This is a genomic window from Mesorhizobium sp. M1050, from assembly GCF_040318715.1.
Classification (GTDB): Bacteria; Pseudomonadota; Alphaproteobacteria; order Rhizobiales; family Rhizobiaceae; genus Mesorhizobium.
Genome location: NZ_JAMYMV010000047.1, coordinates 32810 through 49706, shown reverse-complemented (window position 1 = coordinate 49706; position 16897 = coordinate 32810). Strand labels below are relative to the sequence as shown.

18 protein-coding genes, 1 tRNA gene and 2 pseudogenes are annotated in these 16897 nt (G+C 61.4%); 10 read left to right on the top strand and 11 right to left on the bottom strand.

The window, feature by feature from the left end:
- Window positions 1-173 precede the first annotated feature (173 nt).
- On the bottom strand, window positions 174-614 hold the full coding sequence (locus NKH57_RS23145; protein WP_352947570.1) for a hypothetical protein: 441 nt from the start codon (window positions 612-614) through the stop codon (window positions 174-176).
- Between the two features lie 90 nt (window positions 615-704).
- Entirely contained in the window at window positions 705-1700 is a 996-nt protein-coding gene (gene moaA / locus NKH57_RS23140; protein ID WP_352729690.1) for a GTP 3',8-cyclase MoaA, read from the bottom strand.
- A gap of 198 nt (window positions 1701-1898) precedes the next feature.
- Here moaA and NKH57_RS23135 point away from each other — a divergent pair, with 198 nt between their 5' ends.
- Window positions 1899-2252: a gamma-butyrobetaine hydroxylase family protein gene (locus tag NKH57_RS23135; RefSeq protein WP_352729688.1), complete on the top strand. Its 354-nt coding sequence runs from the start codon at window positions 1899-1901 to the stop codon at window positions 2250-2252.
- A 126-nt stretch (window positions 2253-2378) separates the two neighbouring features.
- Window positions 2379-2990 (top strand): pyridoxamine 5'-phosphate oxidase family protein, encoded by a 612-nt coding sequence (locus NKH57_RS23130; RefSeq protein ID WP_352729686.1) that lies wholly within the window; start codon window positions 2379-2381, stop codon window positions 2988-2990.
- A gap of 18 nt (window positions 2991-3008) precedes the next feature.
- Here NKH57_RS23130 and NKH57_RS23125 read toward each other — a convergent pair whose 3' ends face one another.
- The gene (locus tag NKH57_RS23125) at window positions 3009-3461 is read right to left on the bottom strand and encodes a MarR family winged helix-turn-helix transcriptional regulator (RefSeq protein WP_023759169.1); all 453 of its coding nucleotides are present in this window, start codon (window positions 3459-3461) and stop codon (window positions 3009-3011) included.
- Between the two features lie 47 nt (window positions 3462-3508).
- Between NKH57_RS23125 and NKH57_RS23120 the strand changes: the two genes are divergently transcribed.
- Window positions 3509-4417, top strand: a complete 909-nt coding sequence (locus NKH57_RS23120) for an alpha/beta hydrolase (protein ID WP_352729684.1) — start codon at window positions 3509-3511, stop codon at window positions 4415-4417.
- A gap of 13 nt (window positions 4418-4430) precedes the next feature.
- Here the strand turns inward: NKH57_RS23120 and NKH57_RS23115 are convergent, their stop codons facing one another.
- Both NKH57_RS23115 and NKH57_RS23110 read right to left on the bottom strand, forming a co-directional pair.
- Window positions 4431-4826, bottom strand: coding sequence for a rhodanese-like domain-containing protein (locus tag NKH57_RS23115; RefSeq protein ID WP_352605165.1), 396 nt, complete (start codon window positions 4824-4826; stop codon window positions 4431-4433).
- A gap of 54 nt (window positions 4827-4880) precedes the next feature.
- Window positions 4881-5039: pseudogene (locus NKH57_RS23110) on the bottom strand (TetR/AcrR family transcriptional regulator); the annotation flags it as partial.
- 2 nt (window positions 5040-5041) lie between these two features.
- Here NKH57_RS23110 and NKH57_RS23105 point away from each other — a divergent pair.
- Window positions 5042-5221 (top strand): annotated as a pseudogene (locus NKH57_RS23105) (SDR family oxidoreductase); the annotation flags it as partial.
- Between the two features lie 208 nt (window positions 5222-5429).
- Window positions 5430-7307: a L,D-transpeptidase family protein gene (locus NKH57_RS23100; protein ID WP_352947566.1), complete on the top strand. Its 1878-nt coding sequence runs from the start codon at window positions 5430-5432 to the stop codon at window positions 7305-7307.
- A 3-nt stretch (window positions 7308-7310) separates the two neighbouring features.
- On the opposite strand, the gene NKH57_RS23095 is transcribed toward NKH57_RS23100, so the two are convergent.
- Both NKH57_RS23095 and NKH57_RS23090 read right to left on the bottom strand, forming a co-directional pair.
- Window positions 7311-7793 carry a hypothetical protein gene (locus tag NKH57_RS23095; RefSeq protein WP_352729755.1) on the bottom strand — a complete coding sequence of 161 codons (483 nt, stop codon included), beginning with the start codon at window positions 7791-7793 and terminating at the stop codon, window positions 7311-7313.
- Window positions 7794-8150: 357 nt separating this feature from the next.
- Window positions 8151-8408, bottom strand: coding sequence for a PepSY domain-containing protein (locus NKH57_RS23090; RefSeq protein ID WP_023759162.1), 258 nt, complete (start codon window positions 8406-8408; stop codon window positions 8151-8153).
- A 911-nt stretch (window positions 8409-9319) separates the two neighbouring features.
- Here NKH57_RS23090 and NKH57_RS23080 point away from each other — a divergent pair.
- Window positions 9320-9673 carry a hypothetical protein gene (locus tag NKH57_RS23080; protein ID WP_023759161.1) on the top strand — a complete coding sequence of 118 codons (354 nt, stop codon included), beginning with the start codon at window positions 9320-9322 and terminating at the stop codon, window positions 9671-9673.
- Window positions 9674-10447: 774 nt separating this feature from the next.
- Here the strand turns inward: NKH57_RS23080 and NKH57_RS23075 are convergent.
- Window positions 10448-12124 (bottom strand): winged helix-turn-helix domain-containing tetratricopeptide repeat protein, encoded by a 1677-nt coding sequence (locus tag NKH57_RS23075; RefSeq protein ID WP_352947563.1) that lies wholly within the window; start codon window positions 12122-12124, stop codon window positions 10448-10450.
- A 90-nt stretch (window positions 12125-12214) separates the two neighbouring features.
- On the opposite strand from NKH57_RS23075, the gene NKH57_RS23070 reads away from it, so the two are divergent.
- Complete coding sequence (locus NKH57_RS23070) at window positions 12215-12700, top strand: hypothetical protein (RefSeq protein ID WP_352947561.1); 486 nt, start codon at window positions 12215-12217, stop codon at window positions 12698-12700.
- On the opposite strand, the gene NKH57_RS23065 is transcribed toward NKH57_RS23070, so the two are convergent.
- Window positions 12686-12931, bottom strand: coding sequence for a hypothetical protein (locus tag NKH57_RS23065; RefSeq protein WP_352947559.1), 246 nt, complete (start codon window positions 12929-12931; stop codon window positions 12686-12688). The genes NKH57_RS23070 and NKH57_RS23065 overlap by 15 nt on opposite strands.
- A gap of 415 nt (window positions 12932-13346) precedes the next feature.
- Between NKH57_RS23065 and NKH57_RS23060 the strand changes: the two genes are divergently transcribed.
- Complete coding sequence (locus NKH57_RS23060; protein ID WP_352947557.1) at window positions 13347-13907, top strand: cupin domain-containing protein; 561 nt, start codon at window positions 13347-13349, stop codon at window positions 13905-13907.
- Between the two features lie 117 nt (window positions 13908-14024).
- Here the strand turns inward: NKH57_RS23060 and NKH57_RS23055 are convergent.
- Both NKH57_RS23055 and NKH57_RS23050 read right to left on the bottom strand, forming a co-directional pair.
- Window positions 14025-14099, bottom strand: a tRNA-Val gene (locus tag NKH57_RS23055).
- A gap of 371 nt (window positions 14100-14470) precedes the next feature.
- Window positions 14471-15154: a phosphoglycolate phosphatase gene (locus tag NKH57_RS23050; protein ID WP_352605179.1), complete on the bottom strand. Its 684-nt coding sequence runs from the start codon at window positions 15152-15154 to the stop codon at window positions 14471-14473.
- A 413-nt stretch (window positions 15155-15567) separates the two neighbouring features.
- Here NKH57_RS23050 and rpiA point away from each other — a divergent pair, with 413 nt between their 5' ends.
- Together rpiA and NKH57_RS23040 are read left to right on the top strand one after the other, a co-directional pair.
- On the top strand, window positions 15568-16299 hold the full coding sequence (gene rpiA, locus NKH57_RS23045) for a ribose-5-phosphate isomerase RpiA (protein WP_352834368.1): 732 nt from the start codon (window positions 15568-15570) through the stop codon (window positions 16297-16299).
- The gene (locus NKH57_RS23040; protein WP_023757794.1) at window positions 16286-16885 is read left to right on the top strand and encodes a DUF2059 domain-containing protein; all 600 of its coding nucleotides are present in this window, start codon (window positions 16286-16288) and stop codon (window positions 16883-16885) included. The genes rpiA and NKH57_RS23040 overlap by 14 nt, the downstream gene beginning before the upstream one ends.
- Window positions 16886-16897: the final 12 nt, after the last annotated feature.

Sequence of the window (16897 nt, the reverse complement as noted above, 5' to 3'; positions counted from 1 at the left end):
ATCCTCGGCGAGGTCACGTCAACCGAATGCCGAAATTACTTCACCGAGGCTGGCTATGCCCAACCTAAATTCATCCCGCTCTAGGCCGGAACGGACCATCGGTAAATCAGCAGAGCATTCGCGGGTAAAGATTTGTTCGCGGTGTGGCCGAAATGCTCACGGTCACGAAACGCTCATGGCCCCTTGAGACTGCCGGCGATGGCACCCACCAGCGGGTCGTATTTCGACTTGAGGGCCGGCGGGTAGTCGATCCAGACCGTGCGGATGATGCCATCCCTGCCGAACAGGCGCCGCTCGTAAAAGATCTTTCCGTCCTTTATCCCAGACAGCACCGCCCAGTCCTTGCCGGACTTGCTGTAGGTGACCTTGTAGCCGGCTTCATCGCTGGCCTTCTCGGCAGCCACAAAACCCTTCGGCGTCTCATCGTCGATGTTGCGGATGCCCGAGCAGATCAGGCTGGCGCCATCCGTGCTCAGCCATACCTGTCCGTCGCCATTGTCCGGCTCGGGCTGGCGATCGGTGAAAATCTCACCGGGAAAGGTGCAGACGGTGCCGAAGCGCTCGTTCACATAGGTGGACGGTGCGGCAACCGCACTGGTCGCCGCACCTGCCATGACAAACGCCGGGAATAAATAACGCCGTTGCATGTCGCGCCTCGAAGCAAATGACCTCGGAAGCGATCTTGCCTGAATTTCACGAAAAGATCAGCCGCCGGTGACGCTCATATGGCGTGACACCGATGGGCGGCTGGTGCGGCGGTCGATGATGAAATCATGGCCTTTCGGCTTGCGGCCGATCGCTTCGTCGATGGCCTCGGCGACCAGTTCGTTGCCTTCGGAGGCCCGCAAGGGCGCGCGCAGGTCGGCGGCGTCCTCCTGGCCGAGGCACATATAGAGCGTGCCGGTGCAGGTCAGCCGGACGCGGTTGCAACTCTCGCAGAAATTATGCGTCATCGGCGTGATGAAGCCGAGGCGTCCGCCGGTTTCGGCGACATGGACGTAACGAGCCGGCCCGCCGGTCTTGAAGGGAATGTCGGTCAGCGTGAACTGGCGTTCCAGCGACGCGCGCAGCAGCGACAGCGGTAAATACTGATCGGTGCGGTCGGCGTCGATCTCGCCCATCGGCATGGTCTCGATGACCGTCAAATCCATGCCACGGCCATGCGCCCAGCGCATCATCTCGGGCAACTCGGCGTCGTTGAAATCCTTCAGCGCCACCGCGTTGAGCTTGACCTTCAGCCCGGCCGCCTGCGCGGCATCAATGCCTTGCATGACCTTGTCGAGGTGGCCCCAGCGGGTGATCTTGTGGAACTTGTCGGCGTCGAGTGTGTCCAGCGACACATTGATGCGCTTGACGCCGCAATCAGCGAGTTCGGCGGCAAAGCGCGAAAGTTGCGAGCCATTGGTGGTCAGCGTCAGTTCTTCCAGCGCGCCGCTTTCGAGATGCCGCGACAACTGGCGCACCAGATGCATGATGTTCTTGCGCACCAGCGGCTCACCGCCAGTGAGCCGCAATCTCCTGACGCCCTTTTCGATGAAGACGCTGCACAGCCGGTCGAGTTCTTCCAGCGACAGCAGGTCCTTCTTCGGCAGGAAGGCCATGTCCTCGGCCATGCAATAGGTGCAGCGGAAATCGCAGCGGTCGGTAACCGACACCCTGAGATAGCTGATCGTGCGACCGAATGGGTCGATCATGTCCATGCTTCGAGCGCTTCCCGTGGCCGTGAGCGGCATCGTTATATACCGCTATGTGATACGATCCAGCCTGTCATTCAAGATAGCGGTTGTTGATCTTTCGCAACATCCCTGCGCCGACATAGCATGTCGGTCGGCATCAAACAGCCTTTTCCCGTTTGACGAAGCGGCGTAGGGAAGGATGGATAATACGGATCGAACAGCATGACCGCACCGAAAGAACTCCGGGTTTCGAAGGACCGCAAAGTGCTGTCCGTCACCTTTCCCGATCATAGGCCGTTCGAACTGCCGGCGGAGTTGTTGCGCGTCGCCTCGCCATCGGCCGAGGTGCAGGGCCACTCGCCCGAACAGCGTGTGACGGTTCCCGGCAAGCGCAATGTCAAGATCCTCAAGATCGAGCCGGTCGGCAACTACGCCGTGCGCATCACCTTCGACGATTTCCACGACACCGGTATCTTTACCTGGAACTACCTGCACACGCTCGGCCACGAGAAGGATGCACGCTGGGACGCCTATCTGGCAGAGCTTGCGGAAAAGGGCTTGAGCCGGGACCGCTAGAGGCGAAGAGATCGAGCAAGATGTCGTCCGAAAACCGCCCACACTGTTCGGAATCGTGCTCCTGTCGTTGTCGTCAAAGCGTCATCGAAATGGAGTAGCGCCGGCGAAGGTTTGGAGACGAAAAAGATGTCCGTCATCACCACAGTCGAGCAGATCGAGGCGCTCTATGGCGTTCCTGGCGAGGCCTCCCTGGTCAAGGAACTCGACCGTGTCATTCCAGAATACGCCGCTTTCATCGAGTCCTCACCGTTTGTCGCATTGGCGACCAGCGGGCCGGAGGGGCTTGACTGCTCGCCGCGCGGCGATCTCGCCGGCTTCGTGCGCATCCACGATCCGAAAACCCTGATGATGCCGGACCGTCGCGGCAACAACCGCGCCGATTCGCTTCGAAACATCATCCGCGATCCGCGAGTCGGCCTGCTGTTCCTGGTGCCGGGCTCCGGCACGACGCTGCGCGTCAATGGTCGCGCTCATATCACCACGGATACAACGTTGTGCGCGTCGTTCGCGGTTGAAGGCAAGGCGGCGCGATCGGTAACCGTTGTCGACATCGATTCGGTCTACTTCCAATGCGCCCGCGCCATCGTCCGCTCCGAACTCTGGAATCCGGCGAGGCATGTCGACCCGAAGTCGTTGCCGACGCCCGGACAGATCCTGGAAATCACCAGCCGCAAGAACATCGATGGCGACACCTACGACAAGGAATGGCCGGAGCGGGCGAAGAAGACGATGTGGTAAGTTTGGGCTGAGGGGCGGTCACGCCTCCTTCAGCACCTCATAGATCTTGCGCATCTGCTCGCCGATCATGTCGCATTGTTCCGGCGTCGACTGGCTCATCGCCTTCTCGATCAGCGCCATGTGCACTTTCAGCGCCTGCATCAGCAGCGCCTCGCCGGCCTCGGTGAGCGCGAGCCGCAGGATGCGCTTGTCCTTGTCGTCGCCTTCGCGGCGCAGCAGGCCACGCGCCTCCAGCTGCGGCAGAAGCATGGTGATGTTGGAGCGACCGACGAGCAGCTTGCGGGCAAGGTCGTGCTGCGACATGCCGGGATGGCGGTAGAGGTTCATCAGCACATCGAGCTGAGCCGGCTTCAGGTCGAGCGGCCCCAGCTTCACCGCCAGCGTGCGCTCAAGCACATGGCAGGCGCGCGCTACCGCGACCCAGTTGCGAAAGCGCGGGTTGTCCCAAGGTAGCTCTTGTTTATTGTTCATCTTTGAACTATTATGTTCATGCTTGAACGTATGGATGGATTCTCACTATGGCATCATTCGGGCTGAAGGTCATCCGGGGCGTGTTTGGTGCGGCCGAGCGTGTCGCGCCGCGCCTGACCGGGCGCGCGGCGTTCGAATTGTTCTGCCGCACACCGAACGTCAAGGCGCTCAGCGACGGCGAACGGCGCGCAGTCGATCGCGCTGCCGAGTTCATGACCGAGGCGCGCCATCACCGGCTCAAGACCGCGACCCGCTGCGTCATGGTGCACGAGTTCCGGCCGGAGCCGGGCGGGGCAGCCGTTGGCACGGTGCTTGTCGTGCATGGCTGGCGCTCGCGCACCGAATATATGCGCGCGTTGATCGAAGGCTATCGCGCCGCCGGTTACAGGGTGGTTTCCATTGATCTGCCGGGCCACGGCCAGTCGCAGGGCAGGCGGCTGAACATGGTCAATGCCGTTGATGCGGTGCGGGTTGCCGGTGAGTGGTTCGGCCCGTTCGTGGCAGCGGTCGGTCACTCCTTCGGCGGTGCCGTCGCCGCCAATGCCGTCGCCGGTTCGGTCAAGAACATCCCGCCGCTGGCGGCCGGACGTCTGGTGCTGATCGCGGCGCCAAGTTCCCTGCCGGCGATCTTCGCCGACTTCAGCCGCATGCTCAATGTCGGTCCGCGCTCGCAAGCCGCAATGGCGGATCGTGTCCAACATCTTTCCGGTCGGCCGTTGCACGAATTCACCGGCGACCGTCAGCTCGCCCAGGCGCCGGTCCCGACCCTGGTCATCCACGCACCGGACGACCGTGAGGTTTCGGCCGATCACGCAAGGCGCTATGCCGGCGCCGGCGGTCATGTGCGGCTCTACTGGGCAGACGGGCTCGGCCATCGCCGCATTCTTGCGGACAAGGGTGTGATCGAAAGCGCGGTCGGCTTCGTGGCGCATCGCGAGCCGTCGCTGCTGCATTGACCGGCGATCGAAATTATTTCTTCTTCTCGCCGGGTTCGACCGGCAGTCCGGCCGCCTTCCAGGCGGTGTAGCCGCCAAGGATATGCTTTACCGGCGCAAGCCCCATGTCCTGCGCCGTCTTGGTGGCCAGCGCCGAGCGCCAGCCACCTGCGCAGAAGAAGACGAAGCTCTTTCCCGAGGCGAAGAACGGCTTGTGGTAGGGGCTTTCGGGGTCGATCCAGAATTCCAGCATGCCGCGCGTGACATGTTTGGCGCCGGGAATCCGGCCGTCGCGCTCCACTTCGCGCGGATCGCGCAGATCGACGAAGATGGTGTCTTCATCGTCGAGCAGCCCGGCTGCTTCCTCGGGCGAAACCACCTCGATCTCGGCGTTCGCCTCGTCCAGCAGTTCGCGATAACCTTTCTTCACGCCTTCATACCTCCCGGCTCGCTGGCGAATTTCGAGCACACCAGCCGCCGTTTGTCACGCCGCATCGGTTGCCGCCATTGTCTTCCAGGCCGCCATGGCCCCGGCCACCGTTGCCAGCAAGGCATCGTGCGAGGCGCCGTCGCGGGCCTGGATCGACATGCCGTGCTGAACCGTGGCGAAGAAAGTCGCGGCGACGCCGCAGTCGAAATCCGCCGACCGACACCGACATGAACCCGGCCGATGGTCCGCATGCCGAGCACCAGCGCCAGAAGATGGCGACGCCGCGATTCGGCAGGGCCGAGGACATCGCCGGCATGGTTGCCTGGCTGGCGGGCCCGGAAGGCCGATTCGTCACCGGCGCCGCGCTGACCATCGATGGCGGCGCCAACGCCTGATCTGCAATGGATTTCCCGGCTGGACGCAAACACCCCGCTCCAGCCGTCACGACGTTGTGAAACCGTTCTGCAACAGACGTTCCAAAATTTATGAAAGCTTAACGAAATCGGTATGAATCAGCATAGTCGCGCCTTACATCCGCCATGCGGTGAGCGAGACGATCTACGTGCGGAACGGGAACCGGTTGCGGCCGGAAGCGGGTGATCCATGAAATTCCTCGGAAACAAGGCAGCTGCGGTGCCGCTGATGGCGATCACGGCAACGCTCGCTTTCGGTATCCCGCAAGCAGGCGCGCAGGGGCTGTTCGACATGCTTTTCGGCGGCGGCGTCAAGCACGCGCCGCAAGGCGAGTTTCCGCCGCCGCCGAAGAACAAGCCGAAAGTGCCGGGCGGCGGTGGCAGCGTGAGAATCAGCGGCCCGTCCTATTACACCTACAAGGCCGATCGGCTGGTCCGCGTCGACTTCTCGGCGCTGGCGGCGAAGCCAGAGCCGGCGGTGCCGCAGGATGCGGCTTTCGTGCCGTCAGTGACCGTCGCTGCGTTTCGCGATGCCGTTGCCAGCTTGAATGATTACGAACTTTATGCCGAGCCCGATATCGCCAAGGCGCTGATCGCCTATTACTCGGCCAATCCGGATTTCATCTGGGTAACAGGGACCAGCCTCAACAGCCGAGCACAGGATGCTGTTCGGGTGCTTGGCGAAGCTTCAAGCTACGGCCTCACGCCGGCCGACTATACGGTCGAAGTGCCCGCCGTAGCTACGTCGACGACCGACCCCAATGCCCAATTGAAAGAACTCGTCCGTTTCGAGATGACGCTGTCGGCGCGCGTGCTTCGCTATGCTCATGACGCCCAGAACGGCCGCGTCGAGCCCAACCGCATGACCGGCTACTATGATTTCCCGGCCAAGCCGCTCGACTTGCAAGGCGTGCTGAAAACGCTGGCGCATACCCAGGAAGTGCGCACCTATCTCGAATCGCGGCATCCGCAGAATGCGGAATACCAGGCGCTGCGCGTCGAACTGGAATCCCTGCAGGCAAGTGCTGAAAACGACATCGTCGTCGACCCCAAGCTGTTGCTGAAGCCGGGCGAAACCAGCCCCGAATTGCCGAAGCTGCTGACTTTGATCGCGCGCAATCTCGATGACGAGACGGGCGGCGCCTATGGCGAGATCCTGTCCCGACTGGCCACCAGCGAAGTCTATGACCCGGAACTCATTCCGATCATCAAGGCCGTGCAGCAAAAGGCCGGCATGAAGGGCGATGGCGTCATCGGCCCGCGCACCGTTGCGTCGCTCGCGGGGACATCCAAGGCCGACAAGCTGCTGAAGGTGGAAGTGGCACTGGAGGAACTGCGCTGGCTGCCTTCCGATCTCGGCAGCCCGCGTGTCTTCATCAACCAGCCGGCCTTCACGGCGAGCTATATCGACAACGGGGAGGAAAAGCTGAAGACGCGCGTGGTCGTCGGCCGGACCACCAACCAGACCGCCTTCTTCTACGACCAGATCAAGCAGGTCGACTTCCATCCTTATTGGGGCGTGCCGCAGTCGATCATCGTCAACGAAATGCTGCCCAGGTTGCGCAACGATCCCGGCTATCTCGACCGGGCCGGCTACGAAGTGACGGATTCGCAGGGCAATCGTATTCCTTCGTCGGCGGTCGACTGGGGCGCCTATGGCGCGAACATCCCCTACAGCGTGCGCCAGCAGCCGAGCGAGGCCAATGCGCTGGGCGAACTGAAGATCCTGTTCCCCAACAAGCACGCCATCTACATGCACGACACGCCGCAGAAATCCTTCTTCGAGCGTGACATGCGCGCGCTCAGCCATGGCTGCGTGCGGTTGCAGGACCCGCGTGGCATGGCGGCGGCAGTGCTCGGCACGTCGGTGGACTATATCGCCGAGAAGTTGAAGCACGGCCACGCGACCGAGAATGTGACACGCAATATCCCGGTCTATGTCGCCTATTTCACCGGATGGCCTGACCTGTCCGGCAAGGTCGAATATTTCGACGACGTCTACGACCGCGACTCGCGGCTGAAGCAGGCCCTGGACGCCACCGAGGCGGTACGCTCGCCGTCGAGCTGATTTTTAGTGCTCCAGCAGCGGTCGCCGGAAGCCGGCGTCCCGCCCGGCGATCAGCCAATAGAGCAGCCCGGCGACGAGGCCTGCGGCGGCGATGATGCCGATGTCGACCCAGCGTTGCGGATCCATGTCCTCCGGTACGCTTGGCCAGATCAGGGCGAAGCCGGCGACCGCGGCACCGGCGCCGAAAACCATGTGCAGCAGGACATTGCGCAACGAGAAGAACTCGGCGATCAGCGCGAAGATCAGCGTCTGTAGCGCGGTCACCACAATCGTCAGGAAATAAACGAACATGCCGAGCGGCGGCACCACCAGAACCGCAATCGGCGAGACGCCCATGACGTCGAAATAGTTCGGCGAGTTGGGCAAGGAACTGAGCACGGCATAGATCGCCGCGATTGAGATCAAGCCCACCAGCACCGCCACGAGATAGCCGGCCAGCATCATCAATATGCGCTTCATCACGTGCTTCGCCGTCGCCATGCCCATCCCCCAATGCGGCTCAGTCAACCGCCATAGTCAGCCATCAAAGACGATCTGGCGCAAGGGCAGGGCAATCGCCTCAGGCCAGCAACCGTTTCCAACTCGTGGTGGATGTCAATTGTCGAAGCCGGCGCCGCCCCTCATTGTCCTGCCAGACATTTAGTGCGGGGAGAAAGGGGCTGGCCGCAATGCCCGTACCATCGTTGCAACGTTGGTGATTGGCGAAATCGTCTGCGAGCGTCCCTCTCCCCGTCACTATACGGGGAGAGGATGCCGGCAGGCAGGTGAGGGGCTGCGCCAGCATGGAAAGGCCGATGGGAACGGCCAATGAATTCGCGTCCGAACGGCCTTCGACGACAGCCGTTACTTCGGCTCGGCCGTCACGGGATCATAGTTGATCTCGACCTTCGCCTTATCCGCCGTGTAGTAGGTGACGGTGTAGGCGCCGCTGTCCCAGTCGACCTCCTTCACATAGAGAAAGCCGTCGCGCTTTTCGACCTTGGCGAGAATCTCCGACAGTTTCTTGGCATTGGGTGGCGGCAGCGGCGTATCGTCCGCGGCAAAGGCCGGCCCGCCGGCAAGAAGAACGGCGACGCTTGTCATCAGAAGTAATCTGGACATGGCTTTCCCTCAATTTTCCTCGCACAGAAACTCGCTGGCGTGCCGGTTTGTTCCGCTGCCGGAATGCATGACCATCTAGTCCGCTGATTTGCAGTTAACCGGAAGAAAAAAGCCATGCGCCAAAAAACTACGATGCGCCACTTCACAGTTCGTGGCCATAGGATGTTGGCGGTTCATTGGGGGGCTATATGCGCACGCGTCATTTCGTTGCCCCCGACGATGTCCCAACTGATGTGGAGCGCATCACGCTGAGCCCTTGCTACCTGTTCGAGGCGCCGCCGCCCGCTTGACTTAAGCGGCGCGTCGTTGAGCGGGGTGGAGACCTGAACGGGTTCGACGAGGGTCGACGGCGGTCACGATGCCGTGGTGGTGATTGCAATAGACGCGATCCTGCGAAGTTGGCCCGGCACAAAAACGATAACCGCCGGGTACTGACGCGTCTTCGCTCACCGGGAAGCGGCACTGATAGACGCCTAGCTGAATGAGGGGGACGTCTCTCGAAGTTGGTCTGATATTTTCAGGCATGGTTTTTCAGGTTCCTAGTTCATAGCCATTTTCGGCTGACGGCCGCAGTGCGACCGCGTCAGGGCGAGCTTCTCTCGTTTTGGAGGGCTGTGGATCACCATATGGTGTTAGTCGCAGCGTCAATGAAGCCCGACGTCCTGCTTTGGGAAGCCAGTTATTGCGACTTAAGGCCACACATGCCGCTGGGGTGCGGGTCGCTTGCGGGCCCCCACGCGCTACGCGCTTTTCGGTTTCAGGGCCCTCAACCGGCCAGCCCCAGGATGGCGAGCTGCGGGAGCGAAGACTTTTTGTCAGCAGACAGTGTGGTCGCGTCCCAGAGCATCTCTCCGAACTGTTGCGCCGGTGCTATGGTGTGCCTGCATGATCAGACAGCAGGGATATGAGGCATGCCCGAAGTCACCCGCCGTACACTTCTTGCGTTCACCGCCGTGGCCTCGGTCGTTGAACCGACGTTTGCTGAAGGGGAAGGTGCCTCACCCGAATTGCGGGCGCTGATCGGAGCCCATGAAGCCACCTATGTCGGGCTTCACAGGGTTGTTCATCAAGCGGGCAGTAGCAGCCACGAACGCAAGACGGCAGACCGAATTGAACAGGAATCATTGCTGGCCATCTGCTCCTATCCTGCGATCAGCCGAGGCGATCGCCGGGCCAAGGCCGATTACCTGTTGACCATTGAGGCACGGGGTGAACTCGACCTGGAAGAGCACATGCAGGCCATCCTGCACTCGATGAAGCACTGATCGCGGCTCGACCGGCGCAGTGCAGAGCTTGGACCCATCGACAGGAGTTCGTGCGCGAACTCTCCGGCCACCTTCCATTACTGCGACTACGCATCAGTGGCTAACGTACGAAGCAGTCAGCGACCTGTCGGGCAAATGGCAGGTGAGCCGACTGTTCGATGAAGCCCCGTCCCGTGCAGCCAGGGCGCTGGAACCCTGAACGCTACGCTACACGGTCTATTGCGCCAACGACCACATCGAGGTTTCGTTCTGGGATCTCGAACAGATGAAGGTGCGGCGCGGCTCCGACGTCTGTCAGTTCCAGAGCTACACGAGCTACAGCAGCGCCTTGAATTTCGCCCAGAAGAATTTTGGTGGGGAAGGGGCGGGGTGTAGCTTCTGACGCTGGTTTGGAGTGCGGCATTCAGGAAAATCGATGGTGGGCGATGCAAGGGCACCCGCTAGGGTCAAAACTCAATCAGCATGCGGTCGCCAATGGCAGAAGAGCCCGGTTCGGCTGGAGTGTAGCCATTCGTCTCGTCGATCCGAACGAGCAACTAGCGCCATCTGCGGAAGTTCGAGGCATCGCCGATGAACGGCAGCCGTCGGGCCCGTTCCAGAAGTTGGGGTGCGAGCGCACCATGGCGCAGGTCGGCCCCATTGCCGACTTTCCGCACCCACCATTTCCTTTCGAACGATGATCCTGCTTTGAGGGCGACCACCGCCGCAACACAAAGGCTTCAACGGTTCTATGCGGCCAATCGGACTTCTGCCGGGCCGCAAACGGACAGCCGTTCACTCCGGCAACCCCGCGAACCGCATCTGCTTGATCCAGCGGTCGAGGCTTCCGGGTGCGGTCCAAATCTTGTCCCACTCCCTGCGTTCTTTACTGATGGATTCACTGGGAGTGTTCTGGAGGAACACCGCAAGCGCTTCCTTTGCCTCTCGCTTGTTTCCTAGACAAGCGTGGATCCCCGCAAGCATGCGCTGTGCGCCGCTCGGGATTCTGGACATTTTCCGCATCGCCGCCAGCGCCGCCCCGCAATCATTCTTTTCCCAGAGCGCCCAGCCCATCTGCCAGTGGAACCAGTCAGGGTGGAAGGGATCGATGCCCTTGGCCTGCTCGATCCGATCGATCGCTTCGTCGGCGCGGCCAACATACAGCAGCACGTTCGTACTCATGACGAGGATATGCGAGTCGCTGGGGTTCAAGGCGATCGCCTGATTGTACTGGGCAAGGGCCTGCTCGACCTCTCCGGCTTCGGTATGGATTTCGGCGCGGACCTCATGCGCTCCAGCGTTATCAGGAGCGAGCAGGATGGCCTTGTCGGCGTATTCGGCAGCGAGTTTCAACGCCTCGTCCCGGTTGTGTTCCTGCGCGTGCCACCCGAATACCGCGTCATTGCGATAGGACCAGGCCAGCCCGATATAGCCGAACTGGGAGTTCGGATCCGCTTCCATCGCCTTGAGGCTGAACTGCCTTAACAGCTCGGTCCCCTCGGCTGAGATATCCTCTCCGATCTTGGCCCTCCCTATCAGGTAATAGCGGAGCGCGCTGACCTGCGCGGCATCGCTCTGTGGCAAGGGTCGCTCGATCCTTACTCCGACCCGATCCGCAAGCGTGCGGATGATTTCCTCCTGGACGACGAAAAGATCGCCAATCTCCCGGTTGTAGGAGTTGGCCCAGACATGTGATCCGTCATGCGCATTCAGCAACTGGGCGGACACTTTCAGCCGGTCTCCGATCTTCTGCTGGCTGCCTTCGAGCACGTAATCGACGCTGAGTTCATCGCCGATCTGTCTAATGTCAACCGGCTGGCCGCGGTACCTGAAGCTCGAGTTCCGGGCGATGACGGCATAAGTCTTGCTCCGCGCCAGCTCGGTGATGATCCCCTCGGCAACGGCATCGCTGAGATATCCCTTGTCCGCACCGGCACTCATGTCGTCGAAGGGAAGGATCGCAATCCTGGGCATGTCGCTCGAACGAACGGGAGCGGCTTGCCATGCTTCCGCGCCGTAGTAGGCGCCGATCGCTGCCGCGACGAGAACGAGTGCAGCAAGAATGAAGCCGCGTTGCGAGAATCGCGTCTTGGCACGTTCCGTGCCGGCTGCGGCGTTTGTGTACGCCGCGTTCGACGGATCGGCGTTCAGTCGGTAGCCTCTTCGAGGGACGGTTTCCACGATCACGTGCGCGTCGTCCGCCAATGCGCGGCGAATATCGGCAATGCATTGAGTGAGGCTGTCTTCGGTCACGAAGGTCTCGGGCCAAACCGCCTGCATAATCGCATCCTTGGACACGATTTCGCCCGGTCGCGCCGCGAGGACGGAGAGCACCTCGACGGACTGACTGCGAAGATTGACCGCTTTGCCTTCCATGGTTCGGAGTTCGTTGCTGTTCGCAAGAAAAACAAAACCGCGGAACGTGACCGTTTCAGCAGATTTCAGGTCAATTTCAGGGGCCGTTCGGGACATTTCACCCTCTTGGCGCGCTTCCTAGCATAGCCCAATCGGCCGTCGCTTCCAAGCGATCCCCCGGCAGCACCGGATGAAACGGAGGACGACATGAATCGCACCAAGCTCATCGTCGCTCTCGCTTTTCTTCTGGCAGCGCAAACGGCTGCAAAAGCGGATTCCCGCATCGCCAGATTCTGTGGCCCCGACCATGCCAACGAGGTTGACTCAGGCGACGTCCGTCCCAACCCCGGCGGCTATTGTGTCGCCAGCCTTAAGTCGATGGATGACCGGGCCATGTTCACCGCCATCGCTGTCACAATCTTTCTGACCAAACAGGGGGAGCTAATCAAGCTCCCCCAGGTGAAATCCATGACCTCCATGGCCGAGTGCAGAGCTTGGACCCATCAACAGGAGTTCATGCCCGGACTCCCCGACTATCCACCTTCCATTACTGCGACTACGCATCAGTGGCAAACGTACGAAGCAGTCAGCGACCTGTCGGGCAAATGGCAGGTGAGACTCGATGAAGTCCCGTCCCGTGAAGCAAGCCAGGGCGCTGGAACCGGAGCGCAACACGGTCTACTGCGCCAATGACCACATCGAGGTTTCGTTCTGGGAACTCGAGCAGACGAAGGTCCGAAGCGGCTCCGAAGTGTGCCAGTTCCTATGAGCAAAGATTTGACGGTTGAAGAAGCAATGCGACAGAGGGAGCAAAGAGAGGTCGCCGCCGCCATGCAGAAGCAGTGCGAGGATCGGAGCGGCAGCAAAGGCCGGCCCGCCGGCAAGAAGAACGGCGACGCTGGTCGCCGGCAGAAGTCTGGACATGGCTTTCCCTCAAAGGTTGCGACGGAAGGAAACTCGCTGGTGCCTTGGTTTGTTCCCTGGCGGGAATGAATGACGATCCAGCCTGCCGATTAACAGCTGCCCAACTGGTGGTCCGAAACTGCGCAGGTGCTTTCCAAACAGTGACATTTTAGAAATAGAGATGGCAATCTACTTTATCCCGGATTGCCCGCCGTAGTCCTTGCGGACAGCGGGCAGTGTAAAACCTGGCAACCCACCGGTCCGTGCCTCCATCACGCCGAACAATTCCGGGGATAGCGCTTGAGTTTCTGTCGGAATCTTCACGCATTGCGCCGCAATGGCAAATTGGAGGCCGCTAAAACCGGAATCGAAGAGCATCCGCACAGATGACACAATGGATATGCATAGTTGCTGCTCGGAAGACGACGCTTTGTTGTTGGCCGACCGCGTCTTCTGCCGTCCCGGTGGACATTCCATGGAGGCATCAATGCAGTTGAATATCAGTACTCCAGGTGAATTGAGTTTCGATCGCGCCGTTCAATGTGCTGACGTTTCGATCAGCCCGTTCGGCGAGCGCTGTCACGTCCGAGCCAGCGGCTCGGGAGGCACTTATTCAATCTTCGACTATCGGGCGCCGCCCGGGTTCGGTCCCGCCAAGCATCTGCATCATCGCGAAGACGAAATCATTGAGGTGCTGGACGGCAGGATTGCGGTGTGGACCCCAGAACGGACTTTCTCTTTGGCCGCCGGAGACACGGTTCTACTGCCGAAATCCATTCCGCATACCTGGCGCGGCTTTGGGCCCGATGTCGTGCATCTCACTATCAGCGTGGTGCCAGGGGGGTTCGAACGGTTCTTTTCGATGGTCGAGGAACGCCAGCTCACGACCGACGACCATGACGGTCTCGGCGCCGTTGCGCGGGAACTTGGGCTCGATGTACTGGGGCCGCCATTGTCCGACGAAGAGGTGGCGGCAATCGTCGGCCCGACGGATTGAGGCGGATGCAGGTGGTTGCCGCTCCGATCATCTTCAGCGACGGCCTTGCGGGCACAGCCTTGCGGTGACGGTGTGGACGGCTCGCTTTTTGATGACAGCAATTTCAGTAAGGAAAAATGGTGGGCGATGCAGGGATTGAACCTGCGACCCCACCCGTGTGAAGGGTGTGCTCTCCCGCTGAGCTAATCGCCCGCTCGTTGCCCGAAGGCCAAGCGAGCCGCGATATAAGGGAGGCGGGTGCGGGAAGTCAAGGCGGTGTCCGGTGTTCCGGCAAGGATTGATATATTGCCCCGCCCACCCTGTTTTCGACAAGACGCCGGCCGCCTCCCCGAGGGGATCGCATATGGATTCTTGCGAAGAAGGACCCCCGCCCTAACCCTCCCCACAAGGGGGAGGGAAGCTGCCGCGCGCTCTTCATCTTTGCGGTCAAAACGTCGGCAATTTTGCAGAGATCAGCGCCGACGGAATCTCCCTCCACCTTTGTGGACCTTGGTGGGGAGGGGTGGGGGTATTCGTAGGGCGCACGCCTTTGCCCCTTTGCGATTGCCTTGGCGGCTTCCCCCTCACTGTCCGGCAGCGGCGATCAGCTTTTGCGCCAGATCGAGTGTCAGGGCGTCGAAATGCGAGATCACAGCCGACGGTTCGAATTCGCGCACGTGGCGGTCGGTGTAGCCGAAATCGACTGCAACCACAGGAATGCCGGCCGCTTTTGCGGTGTCGATGTCGGTTTGCGAATCGCCGACCATGAGCGCGCGATGCGGGTCGCCGCCTGCCAGCTTGATGGTCTCGGTGAGGTGGCGCGGGTCGGGTTTGCGGAAGGCGAAGGTGTCCTGTCCGGCGATGGCAGCGAAATGCCTGGTCATGCCGAGCGCCTCGATCAGCGCCAGCGAGTTGGCTTCGTATTTGTTGGTGCAGATGGCCAGGATATAGCCGGCGGCCTCGAAGCGCGCGATGGCTTCGACGACGCCGGGGTAGGGCCGTGATTTACCGGGGATGTTGAGGGTGTAGTGATCGAGGAAAAGCTTGAGCAGCCGGTCGTGCTCCTCGACATCAAGCGATCGCCGCTGGGCGGCGTGCGCCCGCTCGATCATCACGCGGCCGCCGTGGCCGACAAAGCGCCTGAAGCCGGCCTCGTCGACCGCCGCGATCTGGCTGGCGGCAAGGCTGTGGTTCAGGCTGTCGAGCAGGTCCGGCGCCGTATCGATCAGCGTACCGTCAAGGTCGAACACGATGATCGGGCGGGTCATGGTCTGTCCTGGGCCAAGTTCATGCAATGGGCAGGCGATAGCGGCTGCGGCGCGTCAAGGCAAGCTCACTGAGCAAGCTCACTGGGCAAGCGCACGGGGCCAGCTTGGTCAGGGAGATATCGGGCGGAGCATTTCGCGGCGAGCCGCCAGAAACGGAAAACCCGCCACGGCGGCGGGTTGTTGGCGCAAATCAGCACCATAGGCAAATATGTAGCACAGCTGCCGTCACCGGGTCAAGCGCTGCAGGAAATAATTCCTAATATCCATCGCCCGTGCGTCGCCCGCCGACCGCGCATGAACAACATCGAATGCGATGCTGCACATCATCGGGGCACGCAGCGGCCAGGGCTTTGACCGGACCGGCAAAGATGCTACGAGCCCCCAAACGTCAGGGTTCCGGGGCAGCAAGCGACATGGATGCAAGGCAATTGAAGGTCGAAGCCGCACGGGCGGCACTCGCCCATGTGAGCGACGGCATGCGGCTCGGCATCGGCACCGGCACCACGGCCGAAGAGTTCGTGCGGCTGCTCGCCGACAAAGTCGCCGGCGGCATGACCGTCATCGGCGTGCCGACTTCGGAGCGCACCGCCTTGCTTTGCCGCGAGCTTGGCGTGCCGCTGTCGACACTGGAGGAAACGCCCGAACTCGATCTCACCGTCGACGGCGCCGACGAGGTCGACCCGGAACTGACCTTGATCAAGGGCGGCGGCGGTGCGCTGCTGCGCGAGAAGATCGTCGCCGCGGCGTCGCAGCGCATGATCGTCATTGCCGATCGCTCGAAGATGGTCGCCACACTCGGCCGTTTTCCCTTGCCGATCGAAGTCAATCCGTTCGGCCTGCGCGCAACCGAAATCGCGATCGGCGCCGCGGCTGAAAAGCTCGGTCTTTCCGGTCCGGTCACATTGAGGATGACGGGGGAGCAGGCTTTTGTTACAGACGGCGGCCATTTTATCCTCGATGCATCTTTTGGCCGCATTCCGGATACAAGAGCGCTTTCGAATGCTCTCCACGCCATTCCGGGCGTGGTCGAGCACGGTCTTTTCATCGGGCTGGCGTCAGCGGCCATCATCGCCGGCGGCGACGGTATCGAAACTGTCCATGCCGCCCGAAAACCAGGGAGTTCTATCGATCATGATGTTGCATAACCGGGTTCGCAGCCTTTCCATCCTTCTGGCGGCCTCAGCCGTTTTCGCCTTCTCGTCGCCAGCGTTTTCGCAGGATGTGACGGAATCGCACCTGAAGGCCGCCCGTGCCGCGGTAGCCGCGATCCACGCGACCGACCCGTTCGACAACATCTTGCCGCAAGCAGCCGCCGCGCTTGAATCGCAACTCATCCAGAAGAACCCGGACATGCAGGAACTGATCGGCAAGACGATCAGCGAGAAGGCTCTGGCGCTTGCTTCGCGCCGCGCCGACCTCGAGAAGGAAGCAGCACTCGCCTACGCAAAAGTGTTCTCCGAAAAGGAACTGACCGACATCGCCAACTTCTACAATTCCGATTCGGGCAAGAAGCTGCTCGATAGCGGCCCGACGGTGACACGCGACCTGGTCAAGGCAGCCGACATCTGGCAGAACGGTGTCGGCCGCGACCTCGCCCAGCAGGTCGGCGAGACATTGGCTGCGGCCGCCAAGGCAAAGGCGCCTGCAGCGCCTGCCGCGCCCGCGGACGGAGCCGCGCCGGCGGATGATGCCGCACCCGCCGATGGTGCGGCGCCCGCGGACAACAACTGACCCCACGTTTCA

Bases quoted from the DNA above. Each gene is read 5' to 3' on its own strand.
- NKH57_RS23145 (WP_352947570.1), bottom strand. From the start codon at position 614: ATGGCAGGTGCGGCGACCAGTGCGGTTGCCGCACCGTCCACCTATGTG.
- moaA (WP_352729690.1), bottom strand. From the start codon at position 1,700: ATGGACATGATCGACCCATTCGGTCGCACGATCAGCTATCTCAGGGTG.
- NKH57_RS23135 (WP_352729688.1), top strand. From the start codon at position 1,899: ATGACCGCACCGAAAGAACTCCGGGTTTCGAAGGACCGCAAAGTGCTG.
- NKH57_RS23130 (WP_352729686.1), top strand. From the start codon at position 2,379: ATGTCCGTCATCACCACAGTCGAGCAGATCGAGGCGCTCTATGGCGTT.
- NKH57_RS23125 (WP_023759169.1), bottom strand. From the start codon at position 3,461: ATGAACAATAAACAAGAGCTACCTTGGGACAACCCGCGCTTTCGCAAC.
- NKH57_RS23120 (WP_352729684.1), top strand. From the start codon at position 3,509: ATGGCATCATTCGGGCTGAAGGTCATCCGGGGCGTGTTTGGTGCGGCC.
- NKH57_RS23100 (WP_352947566.1), top strand. From the start codon at position 5,430: ATGAAATTCCTCGGAAACAAGGCAGCTGCGGTGCCGCTGATGGCGATC.
- NKH57_RS23095 (WP_352729755.1), bottom strand. From the start codon at position 7,793: ATGGGCATGGCGACGGCGAAGCACGTGATGAAGCGCATATTGATGATG.
- NKH57_RS23090 (WP_023759162.1), bottom strand. From the start codon at position 8,408: ATGTCCAGATTACTTCTGATGACAAGCGTCGCCGTTCTTCTTGCCGGC.
- NKH57_RS23080 (WP_023759161.1), top strand. From the start codon at position 9,320: ATGCCCGAAGTCACCCGCCGTACACTTCTTGCGTTCACCGCCGTGGCC.
- NKH57_RS23075 (WP_352947563.1), bottom strand. From the start codon at position 12,124: ATGTCCCGAACGGCCCCTGAAATTGACCTGAAATCTGCTGAAACGGTC.
- NKH57_RS23070 (WP_352947561.1), top strand. From the start codon at position 12,215: ATGAATCGCACCAAGCTCATCGTCGCTCTCGCTTTTCTTCTGGCAGCG.
- NKH57_RS23065 (WP_352947559.1), bottom strand. From the start codon at position 12,931: ATGTCCAGACTTCTGCCGGCGACCAGCGTCGCCGTTCTTCTTGCCGGC.
- NKH57_RS23050 (WP_352605179.1), bottom strand. From the start codon at position 15,154: ATGACCCGCCCGATCATCGTGTTCGACCTTGACGGTACGCTGATCGAT.
- rpiA (WP_352834368.1), top strand. From the start codon at position 15,568: ATGGATGCAAGGCAATTGAAGGTCGAAGCCGCACGGGCGGCACTCGCC.
- NKH57_RS23040 (WP_023757794.1), top strand. From the start codon at position 16,286: ATGATGTTGCATAACCGGGTTCGCAGCCTTTCCATCCTTCTGGCGGCC.